General features: G+C 66.4%; 15 protein-coding genes and 1 riboswitch. Of the genes, 8 read left to right on the forward strand and 7 right to left on the reverse strand.

What is annotated here, in order from left to right:
- Position 1: 1 nt before the first annotated feature.
- The 7 genes from C7I84_RS01620 to C7I84_RS01650 form a co-directional block, all read right to left on the reverse strand.
- The gene (locus tag C7I84_RS01620) at positions 2-985 is read right to left on the reverse strand and encodes an RluA family pseudouridine synthase (RefSeq protein WP_106770385.1); all 984 of its coding nucleotides are present in this window, start codon (positions 983-985) and stop codon (positions 2-4) included.
- 36 nt (positions 986-1,021) lie between these two features.
- Positions 1,022-1,417 (reverse strand): fluoride efflux transporter CrcB, encoded by a 396-nt coding sequence (gene crcB / locus C7I84_RS01625; protein ID WP_106770386.1) that lies wholly within the window; start codon positions 1,415-1,417, stop codon positions 1,022-1,024.
- Positions 1,418-1,427: 10 nt separating this feature from the next.
- Complete coding sequence (locus C7I84_RS01630) at positions 1,428-2,276, reverse strand: protein-L-isoaspartate O-methyltransferase family protein (protein ID WP_245428277.1); 849 nt, start codon at positions 2,274-2,276, stop codon at positions 1,428-1,430.
- Positions 2,277-2,465: 189 nt separating this feature from the next.
- Complete coding sequence (locus tag C7I84_RS01635) at positions 2,466-3,839, reverse strand: class II 3-deoxy-7-phosphoheptulonate synthase (RefSeq protein ID WP_106770387.1); 1,374 nt, start codon at positions 3,837-3,839, stop codon at positions 2,466-2,468.
- Positions 3,840-3,972: 133 nt separating this feature from the next.
- Positions 3,973-5,985 (reverse strand): acetyl-CoA carboxylase biotin carboxylase subunit, encoded by a 2,013-nt coding sequence (locus tag C7I84_RS01640; protein WP_106770388.1) that lies wholly within the window; start codon positions 5,983-5,985, stop codon positions 3,973-3,975.
- Between the two features lie 163 nt (positions 5,986-6,148).
- Positions 6,149-7,249, reverse strand: a complete 1,101-nt coding sequence (locus C7I84_RS01645) for a porin (protein ID WP_106770389.1) — start codon at positions 7,247-7,249, stop codon at positions 6,149-6,151.
- 496 nt (positions 7,250-7,745) lie between these two features.
- A complete protein-coding gene (locus C7I84_RS01650; protein WP_106770390.1) occupies positions 7,746-8,915 on the reverse strand; it encodes a porin in 1,170 nt (389 codons plus the stop codon).
- Positions 8,916-9,410: 495 nt separating this feature from the next.
- Here C7I84_RS01650 and C7I84_RS01655 point away from each other — a divergent pair, with 495 nt between their 5' ends.
- From C7I84_RS01655 to gcvH, 8 genes are all read left to right on the forward strand, one after another.
- The gene (locus tag C7I84_RS01655; protein ID WP_106770391.1) at positions 9,411-10,538 is read left to right on the forward strand and encodes an S-(hydroxymethyl)glutathione dehydrogenase/class III alcohol dehydrogenase; all 1,128 of its coding nucleotides are present in this window, start codon (positions 9,411-9,413) and stop codon (positions 10,536-10,538) included.
- Between the two features lie 10 nt (positions 10,539-10,548).
- Entirely contained in the window at positions 10,549-11,013 is a 465-nt protein-coding gene (locus C7I84_RS01660; protein ID WP_106770392.1) for a YaiI/YqxD family protein, read from the forward strand.
- Positions 11,010-11,666 (forward strand): DUF1345 domain-containing protein, encoded by a 657-nt coding sequence (locus tag C7I84_RS01665; RefSeq protein ID WP_106770439.1) that lies wholly within the window; start codon positions 11,010-11,012, stop codon positions 11,664-11,666. The genes C7I84_RS01660 and C7I84_RS01665 overlap by 4 nt, the downstream gene beginning before the upstream one ends.
- Positions 11,667-11,780: 114 nt before the next feature.
- Complete coding sequence (locus tag C7I84_RS01670; protein WP_106770393.1) at positions 11,781-12,644, forward strand: cytochrome b/b6 domain-containing protein; 864 nt, start codon at positions 11,781-11,783, stop codon at positions 12,642-12,644.
- A 5-nt stretch (positions 12,645-12,649) separates the two neighbouring features.
- A complete protein-coding gene (locus C7I84_RS01675; RefSeq protein ID WP_106770394.1) occupies positions 12,650-13,432 on the forward strand; it encodes a molybdopterin-binding protein in 783 nt (260 codons plus the stop codon).
- 143 nt (positions 13,433-13,575) lie between these two features.
- Entirely contained in the window at positions 13,576-13,965 is a 390-nt protein-coding gene (locus C7I84_RS01680; RefSeq protein ID WP_106770395.1) for a helix-turn-helix domain-containing protein, read from the forward strand.
- A 154-nt stretch (positions 13,966-14,119) separates the two neighbouring features.
- Positions 14,120-14,206: riboswitch (glycine riboswitch) on the forward strand.
- A gap of 148 nt (positions 14,207-14,354) precedes the next feature.
- Positions 14,355-15,455: a glycine cleavage system aminomethyltransferase GcvT gene (gcvT, locus tag C7I84_RS01685; protein ID WP_106770396.1), complete on the forward strand. Its 1,101-nt coding sequence runs from the start codon at positions 14,355-14,357 to the stop codon at positions 15,453-15,455.
- 4 nt (positions 15,456-15,459) lie between these two features.
- The gene (gene gcvH / locus C7I84_RS01690) at positions 15,460-15,828 is read left to right on the forward strand and encodes a glycine cleavage system protein GcvH (RefSeq protein WP_106770397.1); all 369 of its coding nucleotides are present in this window, start codon (positions 15,460-15,462) and stop codon (positions 15,826-15,828) included.
- The last annotated feature ends 20 nt before the right edge of the window (positions 15,829-15,848 follow it).

Here is a 15,848-nt window from a genome sequence, read left to right on the forward strand (position 1 = left end):
GTCACTCCTCCCCGGCGCTCGCCTCGTCGAAGCCGAGCAGGCCCCAGCTCTGCCGCATGTGCGGCGGCAGCGGCGCCGTCACGTCGATCTTTCCCCCGCCCGGATGCGGGATGACGATGCGGCGGGCGTGCAGATGCAGGCGGTTCTGGATGCCGCCCGGAAAGTCCCAGTTGGTGTCGGCCTCGAAATATTTGGGATCGCCGATGATCGGATGGCCGATATGGGCGGTGTGCACGCGCAGCTGGTGCGTGCGCCCGGTATGCGGCTCCATCTCCAGCCAGGCCAGGGTCTGGCCGGCCTGCTCGACGACGCGGTAGTAGGAGACCGCGTGGTCGGCGCCGTCCTCGCCGTGCCGCGCCACGCGCATGCGGTCGCCGTCCGGCGTCTGCTCCCTGACGATCCAGGTCGAGATCTTGTCCTCGCGATTCTTCGGCACACCCTTCACCAGCGCCCAGTAGGTCTTCTGGGCGTCGCGGCCGCGAAACGCTTCCGCCAGCTTCATGGCCGCCAGCCTGGTGCGGGCGACGACCAGCGCGCCCGACGTGTCGCGGTCGAGCCTGTGCACCAGCCGCGGCTTCTCGCCCTTCTTGTTGCGCAAGGCCTCGAGCATGGAATCGACGCTGCGGGTGACGCCCGAGCCGCCCTGCACGGCAAGTCCGGACGGCTTGTCGAAGACGAACACTTTCTCGTCCTCGTAGAGGGTCATGCGGGCGAGCGCCTCGGCGTCGTCGATGCCGCGCAGGCCGCGCTGCGTCAGCGGCGCGCCGCCCTTACGGTCGACGGCGAGCGGCGGCACGCGCACCGTCTGGCCGGGCTCGACGCGGGTGTCAGACTTGGCGCGGGCCCCGTCGACGCGCACCTGGCCCGAGCGCAGCAGTTTCTGCAGGTGGCCGAAACCGAGCCCGGGAAAATGCGCCTTGAACCAGCGGTCGAGCCGCATGCCCGCCTCGCCCGCCTCGACCTTGATCTGTTCCACGCCTGCCATGCCGGCCACCGTTCCTTGCGAACGGGCGCCATAGCATCATGCGATGCTTCTTGCGAGCCACAGGCCGAGAAACACGCTGGCCAGCGACCCGATGACGCTCGCCAGCACGTAGCCGACCGCGGCCGCGGCCGCACCGCGCTCCCACAGCACGGCGAAATCCAGCGAGAAGGCGGAGAAGGTGGTGAAGCCGCCGAGGATGCCGGTGGCGATGAACAGGCGCAGCTCGTTAGAGGCGTTGAAGCGGCGCGCCAGCACCTCGATGAGCACGCCCATGGCGAAGCAGCCGACCACATTGACCGCAAGCGTGCCCCAAGGAAAGCCGATGCCGAACAGCCTTGCGGAAACGATGTTGACGACATGCCGCGCCGAGGCGCCGATGGCGCCGCCGATCGCGACAAGGAGAATGTCCAGGGGAACAAGGCTCGGGGTCATGGCGCTGCGATCAGGCGGGAGGCTGCGAGGAAAACCATAGGCCGGAATAGACGGCGACGGCGCTGTCGTCCGGCTCACGCTCCACGTCCAGCACGATCGCCCGCGTCTTCCAGGCCGACCTGTAGCCGGGCCGGCGGATGGTGCGGGCATCCTCCGAGGCGCCGACGCAGGGAATGAACCAGGCGCGCGACAGCGGCTGCGCGGAAAAACCCGCCGCCAGGCGGGTAACCAGCATGGCGATGCCGATGTCGCGGGCGGGGCGCCAAGGAAAGACGAGGCGTCCGCCGGGTTTCAGCGCCTGCAGCCAGGAGGCCGGCGGCGCCACCACGCCGGCATTCACATAGATGACGTCGGCGGCCGGGAGCCTGGCCGCGACCGCGTCGGCATTCACCACCGTCACATTGTCGAAAGGCTCAAGATTGCGGGCCGCGGCAGCGGCCAGCCACACATCGATCTCATAAGCCGTAACGGAGCCGCCATCGAGGACCAGCATCGACAGGATCGCAGTGTAATACCCCATGCCAGTGCCGATATGGACGACATGCTCGCCCGGCTGCGGCGCCACCGCACCGATCCATCCGGCGTGCAGGAACGGCTCGCCATTGTTGATGCCTTTTCGGGCGTCGAGCACGATCAGCGAATTCTGGTAGAGATAGGACGGATCGGAGCCGGGGGTCTCGACGATGTGGTCGTTGATCAGGACGTGCCAGGGCGGCGGCGGCAGAAAGGCCTCGCGCGGCACCATGGCGAACACGCGCTCCAGCCGCGGATCGGCGGAACGGCTGGCGGCCGCCATCTGCTTGGCGTAGAAGCCGCGTGCTTCCTCCAGCGATTTTCCGGTGCCTCTCACCCGTTCCACGCTCCAGGGCCGCCGGCGACTTCGTCCGCGCCGGCACGCCAGCAACGCAACGAACGGCCGCTGCCGGCCAATCGCGGCGCGAACCGCCGTCAATCGTCTCCCGTTCTTGTAGAACAAGCCGACGATCGGTTCCATGCCGAAGACGTGGAGGGATTGGAACGGGCGGCGTGCAGCCCGTTCCTGGCTCCGTCAGCCGTTGACGACCTTTCGCTCGGTCTCGCCGGCGCTCTTCTTGAGCAGTTCGGAGACGAGGAAGGCCAGTTCGATCGCCTGGTCGGCGTTGAGGCGCGGATCGCAATGCGTGTGGTAGCGGTCCTGCAGGTCCTCGGCGGTGATGGCGCGGGCGCCGCCGGTGCATTCGGTGACGTTCTTGCCGGTCATCTCGACATGGATGCCGCCGGGATGCGTGCCCTCGGCGCGGTGCACGTCGAAGAAGGTCTGCACCTCCTTCAGGATGCGGTCGAACGGCCGTGTCTTGTAGCCGGCGGCGGTGATGGTGTTGCCGTGCATGGGGTCGGACGACCACACCACGCTGCGCCCTTCCCGCTTCACGGCGCGCAGCAGCTTCGGCAGGTGCTCGCCCACCTTGTCGGCGCCGAAGCGGGCGATCAGCGTCAGCCGGCCCGGCTCGTTCTCCGGGTTGAGCAGGTCGATGAGCTGCAGCAGCCCGTCCGGAGTCAAAGACGGGCCGCATTTCAGCCCGAGCGGGTTCTTCACGCCGCGGCAGTACTCGATATGGGCATGATCCGGCTGGCGGGTGCGGTCGCCGATCCAGATCATGTGGCCGGAGGTGGCGTACCAGTCGCCGGAGGTCGAATCGACGCGGGTCAGCGCCTCCTCGTAGCCGAGCAGCAGCGCCTCGTGGCTGGTGTAGAAGTCGGTCTCGCGCAGCGCGAAATTCGTCTCCGAGGTGATGCCGACCGCCCGCATGAAATCCATGGTCTCGGTGATGCGGTTGGCCAGCGCCTCGTAGCGCTCGCCCTGCGGGCTGTCGGAGACGAAGCCGAGCATCCAGCGGTGTACATTCTCCAGGCTGGCATAGCCGCCCTGGGCGAAGGCGCGCAGCAGGTTCAGCGTCGCCGCCGACTGGCGGTAAGCCATCTCCTGGCGCGCCGGATCGGGCAGGCGCGACTTCTCGTCGAAGCCGGTGCCGTTGATGATGTCGCCGCGATAGCTGGGCAGCGTCACGCCGCCGATCGTCTCGTTGTCGGAGGAGCGCGGCTTGGCGAACTGGCCGGCGATGCGGCCGATCTTCACCACCGGCTGGGCGCCGGCGAAGGTGAGCACCACCGCCATCTGCAGGAACACGCGGAAGAAGTCGCGAATATTGTCGGCGCCATGCTCGGCGAAGCTTTCGGCGCAGTCGCCGCCCTGGAGGAGGAATGCGTCACCGGCAGCGACGGTCGCAAGCTGCTTCTTCAGCTTGCGCGCCTCACCTGCAAAAACCAGCGGCGGAAAGGTGGCGAGACGGGCCTCGGTCTCGGCGAGCGCCGCGGCGTCCGGAAAGGCCGGCACTTGGCTGATGGGCTTGCCGCGCCAGGAGTTCGGGGACCATTTCGTCATCGTCGCACCCAATCGTCGCGCACAGGGCGGGAATGCCCGGCGCTCCCGCCTTGTCGGGAAGGCGGCTCTATACAGGAATGATGCCGGCTATTCTAGACCGCAGTTGGCCGCGGCGCGAGCCTGCCGATGCCGCTCACGCGAACTCCATGATCACCGCGTCGACGGCAAGGCTGTCGCCCGGCCTGGCGTTGATCTTCGAGACGGTAACATCGCGCTCGGCGCGCAGCACGTTCTCCATCTTCATCGCCTCGACCACGGCCAGCGTCTCGCCGGCCTTGACCTCCTGGCCCTCGCCGACGGCGAGCGACACGACCAGCCCGGGCATCGGGCAAAGCAGGAATTTCGAGGTGTCCGGCGGCAGTTTCACCGGCATCAGCCGCTCGAGCTCGGCCGTGCGCGGCAGCATCACCCTTGCGGCGACCGACATGCCCTGCCAGGCGATGCGCACGCCGTTGTCGACCGGGCGGAGCTGCGCGGCAACCGCGCGGCCGCCGACAGTGCCGCGCCAGACCGGCTCGCCGGGCCGCCAGTCCGACGCCACCGTCATCGGCTTGCCCTCCGCGACCGCCACGTCGAGCTCCATCGGCACGGACACCATGCCTTCGCCCAGATGCACCGGCAGATAGTCGGCGCCCAGCTTCACCACCCAGTCCGGCTTCAGCGCACCGGAATGCGGCGCGAGCCGGCCGCCAAGCCTGTCTAGGCGGTCGCGGCGCAGCAGTTCCACTGCGGTCGCGATCGCTGCGAGCACCGCCTTCTCCTCCGCGCTCGGCGACACCGGAGCAAAGCCGTCCGGATATTCCTCCGCGATGAAGCCGGTGGACAGCCGCCCTTCCCGCCAGCGCGGATGGCGCATCAGCGCGGCCAGGAACGGGATGTTGTGCTCGATGCCGTCGACGACGAACTCGTCCAGCGCCGCCGACATGGCATCGATCGCGGCCAAGCGATCCGGCGCCCAGGTGCACAGTTTTGCGATCATCGGATCGTAGAACATCGAGATCTCGGAGCCTTCCGTGACGCCGGTGTCGTTGCGCACGACGATGTCGCCGGTCCGGCCTTCCGCCGGCGGCCGGTAGCGCGTAAGCCGACCGACCGAGGGAAGAAAATTGCGATAGGGGTCCTCGGCATAGAGCCTGCTCTCCACCGCCCAGCCCCTCAGCTTCACGTCCTGCTGGCGGATCGAAAGCTTCTCTCCGGCGGCGACGCGGATCATCTGCTCGACCAGGTCGATGCCGGTGACGAGCTCCGTCACCGGATGCTCGACCTGCAGGCGCGTGTTCATCTCGAGGAAGAAGAACTTCCTGTCGCGGTCGACGATGAACTCGACCGTGCCGGCGCTCTGGTATTCGACGGCTTTCGCAAGCGCCACCGCCTGCTCGCCCATCGCCTTGCGCGTTTTCTCGTCGAGGAAGGGCGACGGCGCCTCCTCCACGACCTTCTGGTTGCGGCGCTGGATCGAGCATTCGCGCTCACCGAGATAGATCGCGTTGCCATGGCCGTCTGCCAGCACCTGGATCTCGATATGCCGCGGCTCGACGACGAATTTCTCGATGAAGACCCGGTCGTCGCCGAAGGAGCTCTTCGCCTCCGAGCGGGCGCGCTCGAAACCGTCGCGCACCTCGTCCTTCGACCAGGCGATGCGCATGCCCTTGCCGCCGCCGCCGGCCGACGCCTTGATCATCACGGGATAGCCGATCTCGCCGGCGATCTTTTCGGCGTGGTCGGCATCCTCGATGATGCCGAGGAAGCCGGGTACGGTGGAGACCTTCGCCGCGTTGGCGAATTTCTTCGATTCGATCTTGTCGCCCATCGCCTCGATGGCTTTTGGCTTCGGACCTATGAAGACGATGCCCTGCGTCTCGAGCGCGGCGCAGAAGGAGGCGCGTTCCGACAGGAAGCCGTAGCCGGGATGCACGGCCTCGGCGCCCGTGGCCTTGCATCCTTCAACGATATTGCCAGCGAGCAGATAGCTCTGCGCCGCCGGCGCCGGGCCGATGTGCACGGCCTCGTCGGCCATCTCGACATGCAGCGCGTCGCGATCGGCATCCGAATAGACGGCGACCGTGGCGATGCCCATCCTTTTCGCCGTCCTGATAACCCGGCAGGCGATCTCGCCGCGGTTGGCGATCAGGATCTTCTTGAACAAAGGCGGCTTCTCCCCGGCGGCTTTCCATCCTTCTTATGGGTATGGCGCAACCGGCTCAAGCGCCTTGTTTTTTGCGCCCTCTTGCCCGCGGTCCGGCACACACCAGGCGACAGTGACCCGGCGATTTCTCGCCGGGTCGTTTCGTGCAGCCGCCGCCGGGAGATCAGAAGTTGCGCTGGAAGCGCAGGTGCGCGCCCCACGCGTCGGCGTCGTCCAGGTCGAAATTGTCCCTGTAGATGATCTCGGGCGTCACGGCCAAACCGGGGACCAGTTCGTAGCGGACGTTCGCCGCCACCGAGAGGTTCTCGAAGTCGTCATAGCCGACTTCGGCGTTGAAGGTCGCCTTGTCGGTGAACTTGACCGCCGTGCCGCCCCAGATGGCCCATTTGCCGCCCCAGGGGGCGTAGAAATTGCGGCCGCCCTCGTCGGCCGAATCCCACGCGCCCATCACGAAGACCGAGGCGGTCTCGGTGATGGTGAGGTCGAGGCGGCCCTTGACCGCCACCGCGTCCTCCCAGCTGTCGTAGCCGGCGACGACGCCGATCTTGCCCCAGCCCTGCTTCAGCGACACGCCGCCGACGACATAGGGTGCGTAGTCTTCCGTGATGCCGCCGCCGACTCCGCCTTCGTCGCCCTGCTCGAGGGCGATGCCGGCCGAGAAGCCATTGGCACCCGTGTAGGTGTAGGCGATCTGCAACGTCTGCAACGGACCATAGGGGACCAGGCCGTCGTTCAGCACGCCCGACGCGTAGTCCGTGAACGTCGAGAAGTAGGAGTCCGTCTTGCCGACGCGGAAGCCGCCGAGCTCGATATAGGCATGCTCGATGGCAAAGAAGTCGTTGTTGTCGTAGGAGGTGCTGGTGATCGCCTCGCCGGTGTCGGGATCGAAGCCGACGACGGTGGTCGTGTAGAGCGCCTGATAGTTGAAGTTGATCTGCGCGTAGGACCGCAGCGTGCCGAGCTCGGTTTCCGTCCGGGCATCGATGCGCAGCTGGAAGCGGGCGCGGTTGTTGTAGGTCTCCTCGCCGGCATTCGAGATGAATTCGAACGCGTCGCCGCCGCGGATGTCGACACGAATATAGCCGCTGACCTTCAGGCAGGTCTCGGTGCCGGGCATGTAGAAGAAGCCGGTGCCGTACACGTCGCAGACGCGCACATATTCCATCGGCTCCGGCTCGGCGACGACCACGGCATCGGCCGCGCGGGCACCAGAGACCGCGACAAGGGCCGCGGCCGAGCCCAAGAGTAGACTCTTAGCATTCATTCCCATCTCCATTGAAAAACAAGTAAAATCAGGGCGAGCAATATCGACGCGGGACAGCGCCGCCCCGCGCCGTTCCGCCGTTCAAGCCGGAATGATTTCCCCCTCCGCCTCCTCCCTGAGGCCACCTCTGTCGCGGCATCAAATATCGGACAGTGCTATGGCCCTCTCCTCGCCATGCCCGATTCTTAAGTAAGCTAAAAGTAATAAAGCTTACCTTCATCTACATAAGTTATATGGGCAGGTCAATAATGTGCCCCGCCCCCAGCATGCGCCCGCCCTCCCGTTCAAGCGCCAAGCCGCGCGGAGCAGCATGATTGATAATGAAGAAGACCAGCCGGGGTGCGGTGATAAGCCCCCGCAAGGGGGGACCCCAGCAAGGCGACGCCGGCACCGTCGCGGTATGGCGAGGCCCGTCCCGAGGCAGCCAACGCAAAAAAGGGAGCCCGGCGATCACTCGCCGGGCTCCCTCATACAACCTCAAGAAGTCGTGGATGGATCAGAACGTGCGCTGGAAGCGGACGTTTACGCCCCACTTGTCGGAATCTTCGGGAGCGTCGTCACGGAAATTGTCCACGTAGACGATTTCCGGCGTGATCTGGAAGCCCGGCACCAGTTCGTAGCGGACGTTGGCCGCGACCGAGAAGTTCTCGAAGTCGTCATAGCCGACTTCGGCGTTGAAGGTCGTCTTTTCGTTGAACTTGACCTGCGTGCCGCCCCAGATGGCCCAGTCGCCACCCCAAGGAGCGTAGAAGTTGCTTCCATTGTCAACGATGACGCCAGCGCCGTTGACGGATATCTCGTCGCCAGCGGAATCCCATGCGCCCATCACGAAGACCGATGCGGTCTCGGTGATGTTGACATCCAGGCGGCCCTTGACGGCGACTTCGTCTTCCCAGCTATCATAGCCGGCGACCACGCCGATCTTGCCCCAGCCCTGCTTCAGCGAGACGCCGCCGACCACATACGGCGCGTAGTCTTCGGTGATGCCAGCGCCAACGCCCGGCGCTACCGGAAAGCCAGGCAGCGTGTAGTTGACGGCCTCGTCCTCGTCCCCCTGCTCGAGAGCGATACCGGCGGAGAACCCGTTCGCGCCGGTGTAGGTGTAAGCCATCTGCAACGTATCGAACGGACCGTAGGGCACGATGCCGTCGTTCATCACGCCCGACGAATAGTCGGTGAAGGTCGAGAAGTAGGAGTCCGTCTTGCCAATGCGGAAGCCGCCCAGCTCGATATAGGCGTGCTCGATGTCGAGGTAGTCTTCGTTGTCGTAATCCGAGAGCCGACGGCCGTCACCATCGAACCTGGCCGAACCGCTGGCCTGGTACTGGAAGTTGATCGCCGCATAGGAGCGCAGCGTGCCGAGCTCGGTCTCGGTGCGAGCATCGGTACGCAGCTGGAAGCGGACGCGATTGCGGTAGGTTTCCTCGCCGGCATTGCTGACGCGGGCAAAATAGTCGCCGCCGCGAATATCGACGCGGAGATAACCGCTGATCTTCAGGCAGGTCTCGGTGCCGGGCATGTAGAAGAAGCCGGAGCCGTACACGTCGCAGATGCGCACATATTCCATGGGCTCGGGCTCGGCGACGACGACCGCGTCGGCGGCGCGCGCCCCCGAGGTCACGGCAAGCGCCGCGACAGAGCCGATAAGCAGGCTCTTGATGTTCATTTCGTTTCTCCAGTGGATATCGTTAATGAAAGGGCCGGACGTGAAGCCCGCGGGATGGCGCCCCCTGCCGGTCCCGTGACTGAAAAATGATGCGGTAGACCCCACCCCTTTTCGCCGGCGACGCTAGCCGCGACCGACTGCGCCGATGTGACAGATTGCTGAAATCCGACCGCAGCCGCACAGCCGACGAGCCCGTGCGGCAGGATTGCAACACTCCGTTAGCCGGGCCGTTTGCCGGGTAAAAAAAAGGCATATATGCCAACGTCTTGGCCGGAACTCCTGCAAATCGTGCCAAGCGCCTGACCAAGCCGCTGTACGGCGTTCGCGGCCCGGACGGATCGGGTCGATCGAGCGAGGCCCATCCCGCAATGGGGCTGTCGGCGAGCGGTCGGGACCCCGGATTCGCGCTGCTGCGCGACATGGACCGCCGTCGACGCTTGAACAGTCCGCGAAATCCTGACACCAAGGGCCGAAATCGAAATCGGAGGTTCCGCCATGAAAACCCGCGCCGCCGTCGCCGTTGCCGCCGGAAAGCCCCTGGAGATCATGGAGGTGGACCTCGAAGGGCCACGCGAGGGCGAGGTGCTGGTCGAGGTGAAGGCGACCGGCATCTGTCACACCGACGAGTTCACGCTGTCGGGCGCCGATCCGGAAGGCATCTTCCCGGCGATTCTCGGCCATGAAGGCGCCGGCGTCGTGGTCGATGTCGGCAAGGGCGTGACCAGCCTCAGGAAGGGCGATCACGTCATCCCGCTCTACACGCCGGAATGCCGCCAGTGCCCGTCCTGCCTGTCGCGCAAGACCAATCTGTGCACGGCCATCCGCGCCACCCAGGGCCAGGGCCTGATGCCGGACGGCAGCTCGCGTTTCTCGCTGAACGGCGAGAAGGTTTTCCACTACATGGGCTGCTCGACCTTCTCCAATTTCACCGTGCTGCCGGAGATCGCGCTGGCCAAGGTCAATCCGGACGCCCCCTTCGACAAGATCTGCTACATCGGCTGCGGCGTGACCACCGGCATCGGCGCCGTCATCAACACCGCCCAGGTGGAGGCCGGCGCCACGGCGATCGTCTTCGGGCTCGGCGGCATCGGCCTCAACGTCATCCAGGGCTTGAGGCTGGCCGGCGCCGACATGATCATCGGCGTCGACCTGAACAACGACAAGAAGGCCTGGGGCGAGCGCTTCGGCATGACCCATTTCGTCAACCCGAAGGAGGTCGACGGTGACATCGTTCCCTACCTGGTCAACCTGACCAAGCGCGGCGCCGACCAGATCGGCGGCGCCGACTACACCTTCGACTGCACCGGCAATGTCAAGGTGATGCGCCAGGCGCTTGAAGCGGCGCATCGCGGCTGGGGCCAGTCGATCGTCATCGGCGTGGCCGGCGCCGGCCAGGAGATTTCGACGCGGCCGTTCCAGCTCGTCACCGGGCGCGTCTGGAAGGGTACGGCCTTCGGCGGCGCGCGCGGCCGCACCGACGTGCCGAAGATCGTCGACTGGTACATGGCCGGCAAGATCGAGATCGACCCGATGATCACCCACGCGCTGGCGCTTGACGAGATCAACAAGGGTTTCGATCTCATGCATGCCGGCGAGAGCATCCGCAGCGTGGTCGTCTACTGAGGTCCAACCCATGCAGGCGCCGCAGATCTATGTCGACGCCGACGCCTGCCCGGTGAAGGAGGAAGTGGTGAAGGTGGCGGAGCGCTTCGGCCTCGTCGTCACCTTCGTCTCCAACGGCGGCCTGCGCCCGTCGCGCGATCCCATGATACGCAATGTGGTCGTGTCGAAATCGGCGGATGCGGCGGACGACTGGATCGTCGACAACGCCAAGGCCAACGACATCGTGGTGACCGCCGACATCCCGCTCGCGGCACGCGCCGTTGCCGGCAGCGCGCATGTGCTCGGGCCGACCGGAAAGCCGTTCACCCCCGACAACATCGGCATGGCGGTCGCCATGCGCGACCTGAAGCAGCATCTGCGCGAGACCGGAGAGAGCAAGGGTTTCAACGCCGGCTTCTCCCGGCAGGACCGTTCGCGCTTCCTCAGCGCCCTGGACGAGCAATGCCGCCGGGCCGTCGCCGCGGCGCAGACATGACATTCCTGCTGAAGAAACACATGGGGTTCTATCTGGCGGCGGCCGCAGCCGTCGCCGCCGGCGGGATCGCGCTCCGGTTCGCGCCGATGCTTGCCGTGACGATCGCCGCCAATGCGTTCTTCCTCACCTACCTGGCGGCAACGCTCGCCGGCCTGCCGCGCCTCACCCCGAGCTACCTGCGCCGCCACGCCGCCAGCGACGACATTCCGGTCTCGATCATCTTCCTCATCACGCTGGGCGCGGTTGCGGTCGCGGTTGCGTCGCTGTTCCTCACCATCAATGCCCGCGGCGCGCCGGACCCGCTGCTCTATGCGCTGTCGCTTTCGGCGGTGCCGCTGGGCTGGCTGGCCATCCACATGATGGCGGCCGTCCACTACGCGCATCTCTACTGGCAGCCCGACGGGGAAGACGACGCCACCGGGCCGCGAGCCAGGCGCGGCCTCGACTTTCCCGGCACGAAGGAGCCTGGCGGCAGCGATTTCGTCTACTTCGCCTACGTGATCGGCATGACGGCTCAGACCTCCGACGTCGCCGTCACCACTTCGGCGATGCGGCGCATCAACATCCTGCACGCCATCGTCTCGTTCTTCTTCAACACCGTGCTGGTGGCGGCCGCCGTGAACCTCGCCGTGTCGCTCGCGCCCAGCCCATAGCTAATGTCGAACGCATCGCGCGGGATGCGAGCGGCGTTCGTTGAAACCGAAGCAATCACCCCTTCGTATCTCCGAATGAAGGGCGCCCACGGCGCGCCCGCAGGGGCCGGTCGCATGAAATCGGATACCGCCGAAGGACGCCCGGCGAGGGGCATCAAAGGACCGCTCGTCTATCGCCAGGCCCTGTCGACACGGCTGACGCACTGGGCCTGGGCGATCAGCCTGTTCTTCCTGCTGCTATCGGGCCTGCAGATCTTCAACGCCCATCCGGTACTCTATGTCGGCGATCAGTCGGGCTTCGCCTTCGACAACCGGGTTCTGGCGATCCTCGACGAGGACACCGGCGCCGGCCGGCGCGGCGTGACCGAAATTCTTGGCGCGCGATTCGACACCACCGGCCTGCTCGGGCTTTCGCAACGCGACGGACGCGACGCCGCACGCGCCTTCCCGGCCTGGGCGACCATCCCGTCCGGGCAGGATCTGGCGACCGGACGCGTGGTGCATTTCTTCTTCGCGTGGGTTCTCGTCGCCAGCTTGCTCCTGTGGCTGATCGGCAGCCTGCTCAACGGCCATCTCGTCCGCGACCTGCTGCCGCGTCGGGCCGATCTGGCGGGGCTTCCGCGCGATGTCGCGAACCATATCCGTCTGCGCTTCCACCACGGCCGCGCCTACAACCCGCTGCAAAAGCTCGCCTATGCCGGCGTTCTGCTCGTGCTGCTGCCGCTGATGATCGCCACCGGGCTCGCCATGTCGCCATCCGCCAACGCGCTGATGCCGTGGCTGCCAGACCTGCTCGGCGGCAGGCAGACGGCCCGCACCATCCATTTCCTGGCGATGGTGCTGCTGGTCGGCTTCTTCATGATCCACATGGCCATGATTCTGGCCGCCGGCCCCCTCAACGAGCTGCGCTCGATCGTCACCGGCTGGTACCGTGCCGATCCACCTGCCCGGACCGCATCGCCGACAGAGCCGAGGTGACGACGATGACGCGCTTCAGCATCGGCCGGCGAAAATTCCTGACCGGTTCCGGCCTTGCCGCGTCGAGCCTGCTGCTTCCGGGCTGCGACGTATTCGACGCGCCCGATAGCCGACTCCGCGAAGTGATGGCGGGCGCCAACGCCCTCACCTACCGCGTCCAAAGGCTGCTCGGCGGCGGCCGCACGCTGGCGCAGGAGTTTTCCGAGGCCGACATCCGCCAGCCGCAGAAGCCGAACGGCGTGAGCGCGCCCGACGATGCCGTCTACAAGGAGCTGCTGTCGCGCGACTTCGCCGACTGGCGGCTCGACATCGCCGGCGCGGTCGAAAAGCCGCTGTCGCTGACGCGCGAACAGTTGCTGGCCATGCCGTCGCGCACGCAGATCACCCGGCACGACTGCGTCGAGGGCTGGAGCTGCATCGCCAAATGGACGGGCGTGCCGCTGTCGCTCGTGCTCGACGAGGCGCGGGTGCGGCCGACGGCGCGCTTCGCCGTGTTTTACTGCCTGGACACGATCGAGCGCGGCCTGTCGGGCGAGATCAGATATTACGGCTCGATCGACCTCGTCGACGCCTACCACCCGCAGACCATCCTCGCCTACGGGCTGAACGGCCGGCCGTTGCCGGTGGAGAACGGCGCGCCCCTGCGCGTGCGGGTCGAGCGCCAGCTCGGCTACAAGATGCCGAAATACATCCATCGCATCGAGCTGGTCGACAGCTTCGCCGCGATCGGTTTCGGCAAGGGCGGCTATTGGGAGGACCGCGGCTACGACTGGTTCGGCGGCATCTGAGACACTTTTTCGGGCCTGTTTACAGCAGGTTACGCGAAATTCCCGATCAAGCGGTTGTGCATGCCGGCATGGTCCGACATGTTTGAAGCACACCGTCGTCGCTTCGCACGACACTCCCCACGATCAGCAAGGAGGTGCACCGGGTGCCGGACAGCACGAGCATTTTCGACGAAACTCCCGACTTCGACACCATTGGCGGGCGGCTCTCGCGGGCCCGCGAAACGACCGGCCTCAGCGTCAAGGAACTGGCCTGGCGGCTCGGCGTGAAGATGGCCACCGTGAAAGCCTGGGAGAGCGACCGCTCGCAACCCGACGCCAGGCGGCTGACCATGCTCTCCGGCCTGCTCAACGTAAGCCTGTCATGGGTACTGCACGGCATCGGAACCTCGCCCGACGAACCCGATCCCTCCGAACTCGCCGTTGCCGTGAGCGCGCAACTCGACCGACTGAAGCTGCTGCATGTGGAAACCGGACACCTGATCACGCGGCTCGAAGGCGACCTCGCCCGGTTGCGGCAACCCGCATTCGACTGATCCATTCGGACGGCGGCGTCGGCCTTCCGGGCCTCGCCGTCATCCCGAGGGCGACATCCGCGTTCCCATCGCGACATATTGCAGTGCAATAGCGACGTGACAAAAGCGCTGGGCTGGGCTACACACGAGTCGTCCGAGGTTCCGAAAGGAGCTTCACCGGTTTGCGGGAGAGAGCAGCGACGCTGCCGCCGAAGGGGAAATCCGCCCGAAATCTCTCAGGCAAAAGAACCGCCGCCGGGTAGACACTCTGGAAAGTCGGGGCCGAAAACCCCGCGCCGAAGGTGTAAGCGTCGCCGACAGAGTTCCGGCTGCGCGAGTCTCTCAGGCTTCAGACAGAGGGGCACGATAGGACCGTTTCGACGGTCGGACGCGTGCGCTCTGGAGAAGCAATGACTGACGTCGGCCAGAAGAAACTTCCGCTCGAAGACCTCCATCAGGCAGCCGGCGCGCGCTTCGGCGCCTTTGCCGGCTGGTCGATGCCGCTGACCTATCCGCCCGGCGTGATGAAGGAGCATCTTCACACGCGCGAACATGCCGGGCTGTTCGACATCTCGCACATGAAGCTGATCGCGGTCTCCGGCCCCGGCGCGGCGACCCTGCTGTCGAAGGCCTGCCCCCTCGACGCGGAGGCGCTGAGCGAGGGGCAGTCGAAATACACCTTCCTGCTCACCGAGACCGCCGGCATCATCGACGACCTGATCGTCACCCGGCTCGGCCCCACCCGCTTCATGGTCGTCGCCAATGCCGGCAATGCGGAGAAGGACGGCGCGCATCTCGAGGCGCTCGCCGCCGGGCTCGACTGCACGGTGGAACCGCTGGAGCGCGTCTTCCTGGCGATCCAGGGACCGGAGGCCGAGGCCGCTTTGACCGGGGCCGGCATCGATACCGGCTTGCTCACCTTCATGACCGGCCGCGAGCCGAAGCCGGGCTGGTTCATGAGCCGGTCGGGTTATACGGGCGAGGACGGGTTCGAGATCGGCCTGGCCGAGGCCGACGCGCGGGCGCTGGCCGCAAAGTTGCTCGCCGACGGACGCGTCATGTGGATCGGCCTCGCCGCCCGCGACAGCCTGCGGCTCGAGGCCGGGCTCTGCCTGCACGGCCAGGACATTTCCGAAGACACCGATCCGGTGGCGGCCGGGCTGCTGTGGGCGATCCCCAAGCCGCTGCGCACGCAGGGCACCTTCGTCGGCGCCGACGCGCTGCACAAGACGATCGCGCTGGGCGCGGCGGAAAAGCGCGTCGGCCTGAAGCCGGACGGCCGCCAGCCGGTGCGCGCCGGCGCCGAACTGACCGACGAGACCGGCCAGGCGGTCGGCCGCGTCACCTCCGGCGGCTTCGGCCCGTCGGCCGGCCATCCCGTCGCCATCGGCTACGTGGCGGCGCCGCTTGCCGCGCCGGGCACGCGCGTCTTCGCCGAGGTGCGCGGCACCAAGATCCCCGTCGACGTCCATCCCCTTCCCTTCACGCCCCATCGTTACCGCAAAGGATGAGCCCATGCCGCAGATCTACTACACGGAAGACCACGAATGGATCCGCGTCGAGGGCGACACGGCGACCGTCGGCATCACCGACTACGCGCAGGAACAGCTCGGCGACCTGGTCTTCGTCGAGCTGCCGGAAGTCGGCCGCGCCTTGAAGAAGGGCGACACGGCGGTGGTGGTCGAATCGGTCAAGGCAGCGTCCGACGTCTACGCGCCGGCCGACGGCGAGATTCTGGAGGCCAATGCATCGCTCTCGTCCGAGCCGGCGCTGGTCAACTCCTCGGCCACGGGCGATGGCTGGCTGTGGAAGATGAAGCTTTCCGACAAGAGCCAGCTGGACGGCCTGATGGACCTTGCCGCCTACGAAAAACACACCGGCTGAACGCAGGATGGCCGCCATGA

This window comes from Kumtagia ephedrae, from assembly GCF_003012745.1.
Lineage (GTDB): Bacteria > Pseudomonadota > Alphaproteobacteria > Rhizobiales > Rhizobiaceae > Kumtagia > Kumtagia ephedrae.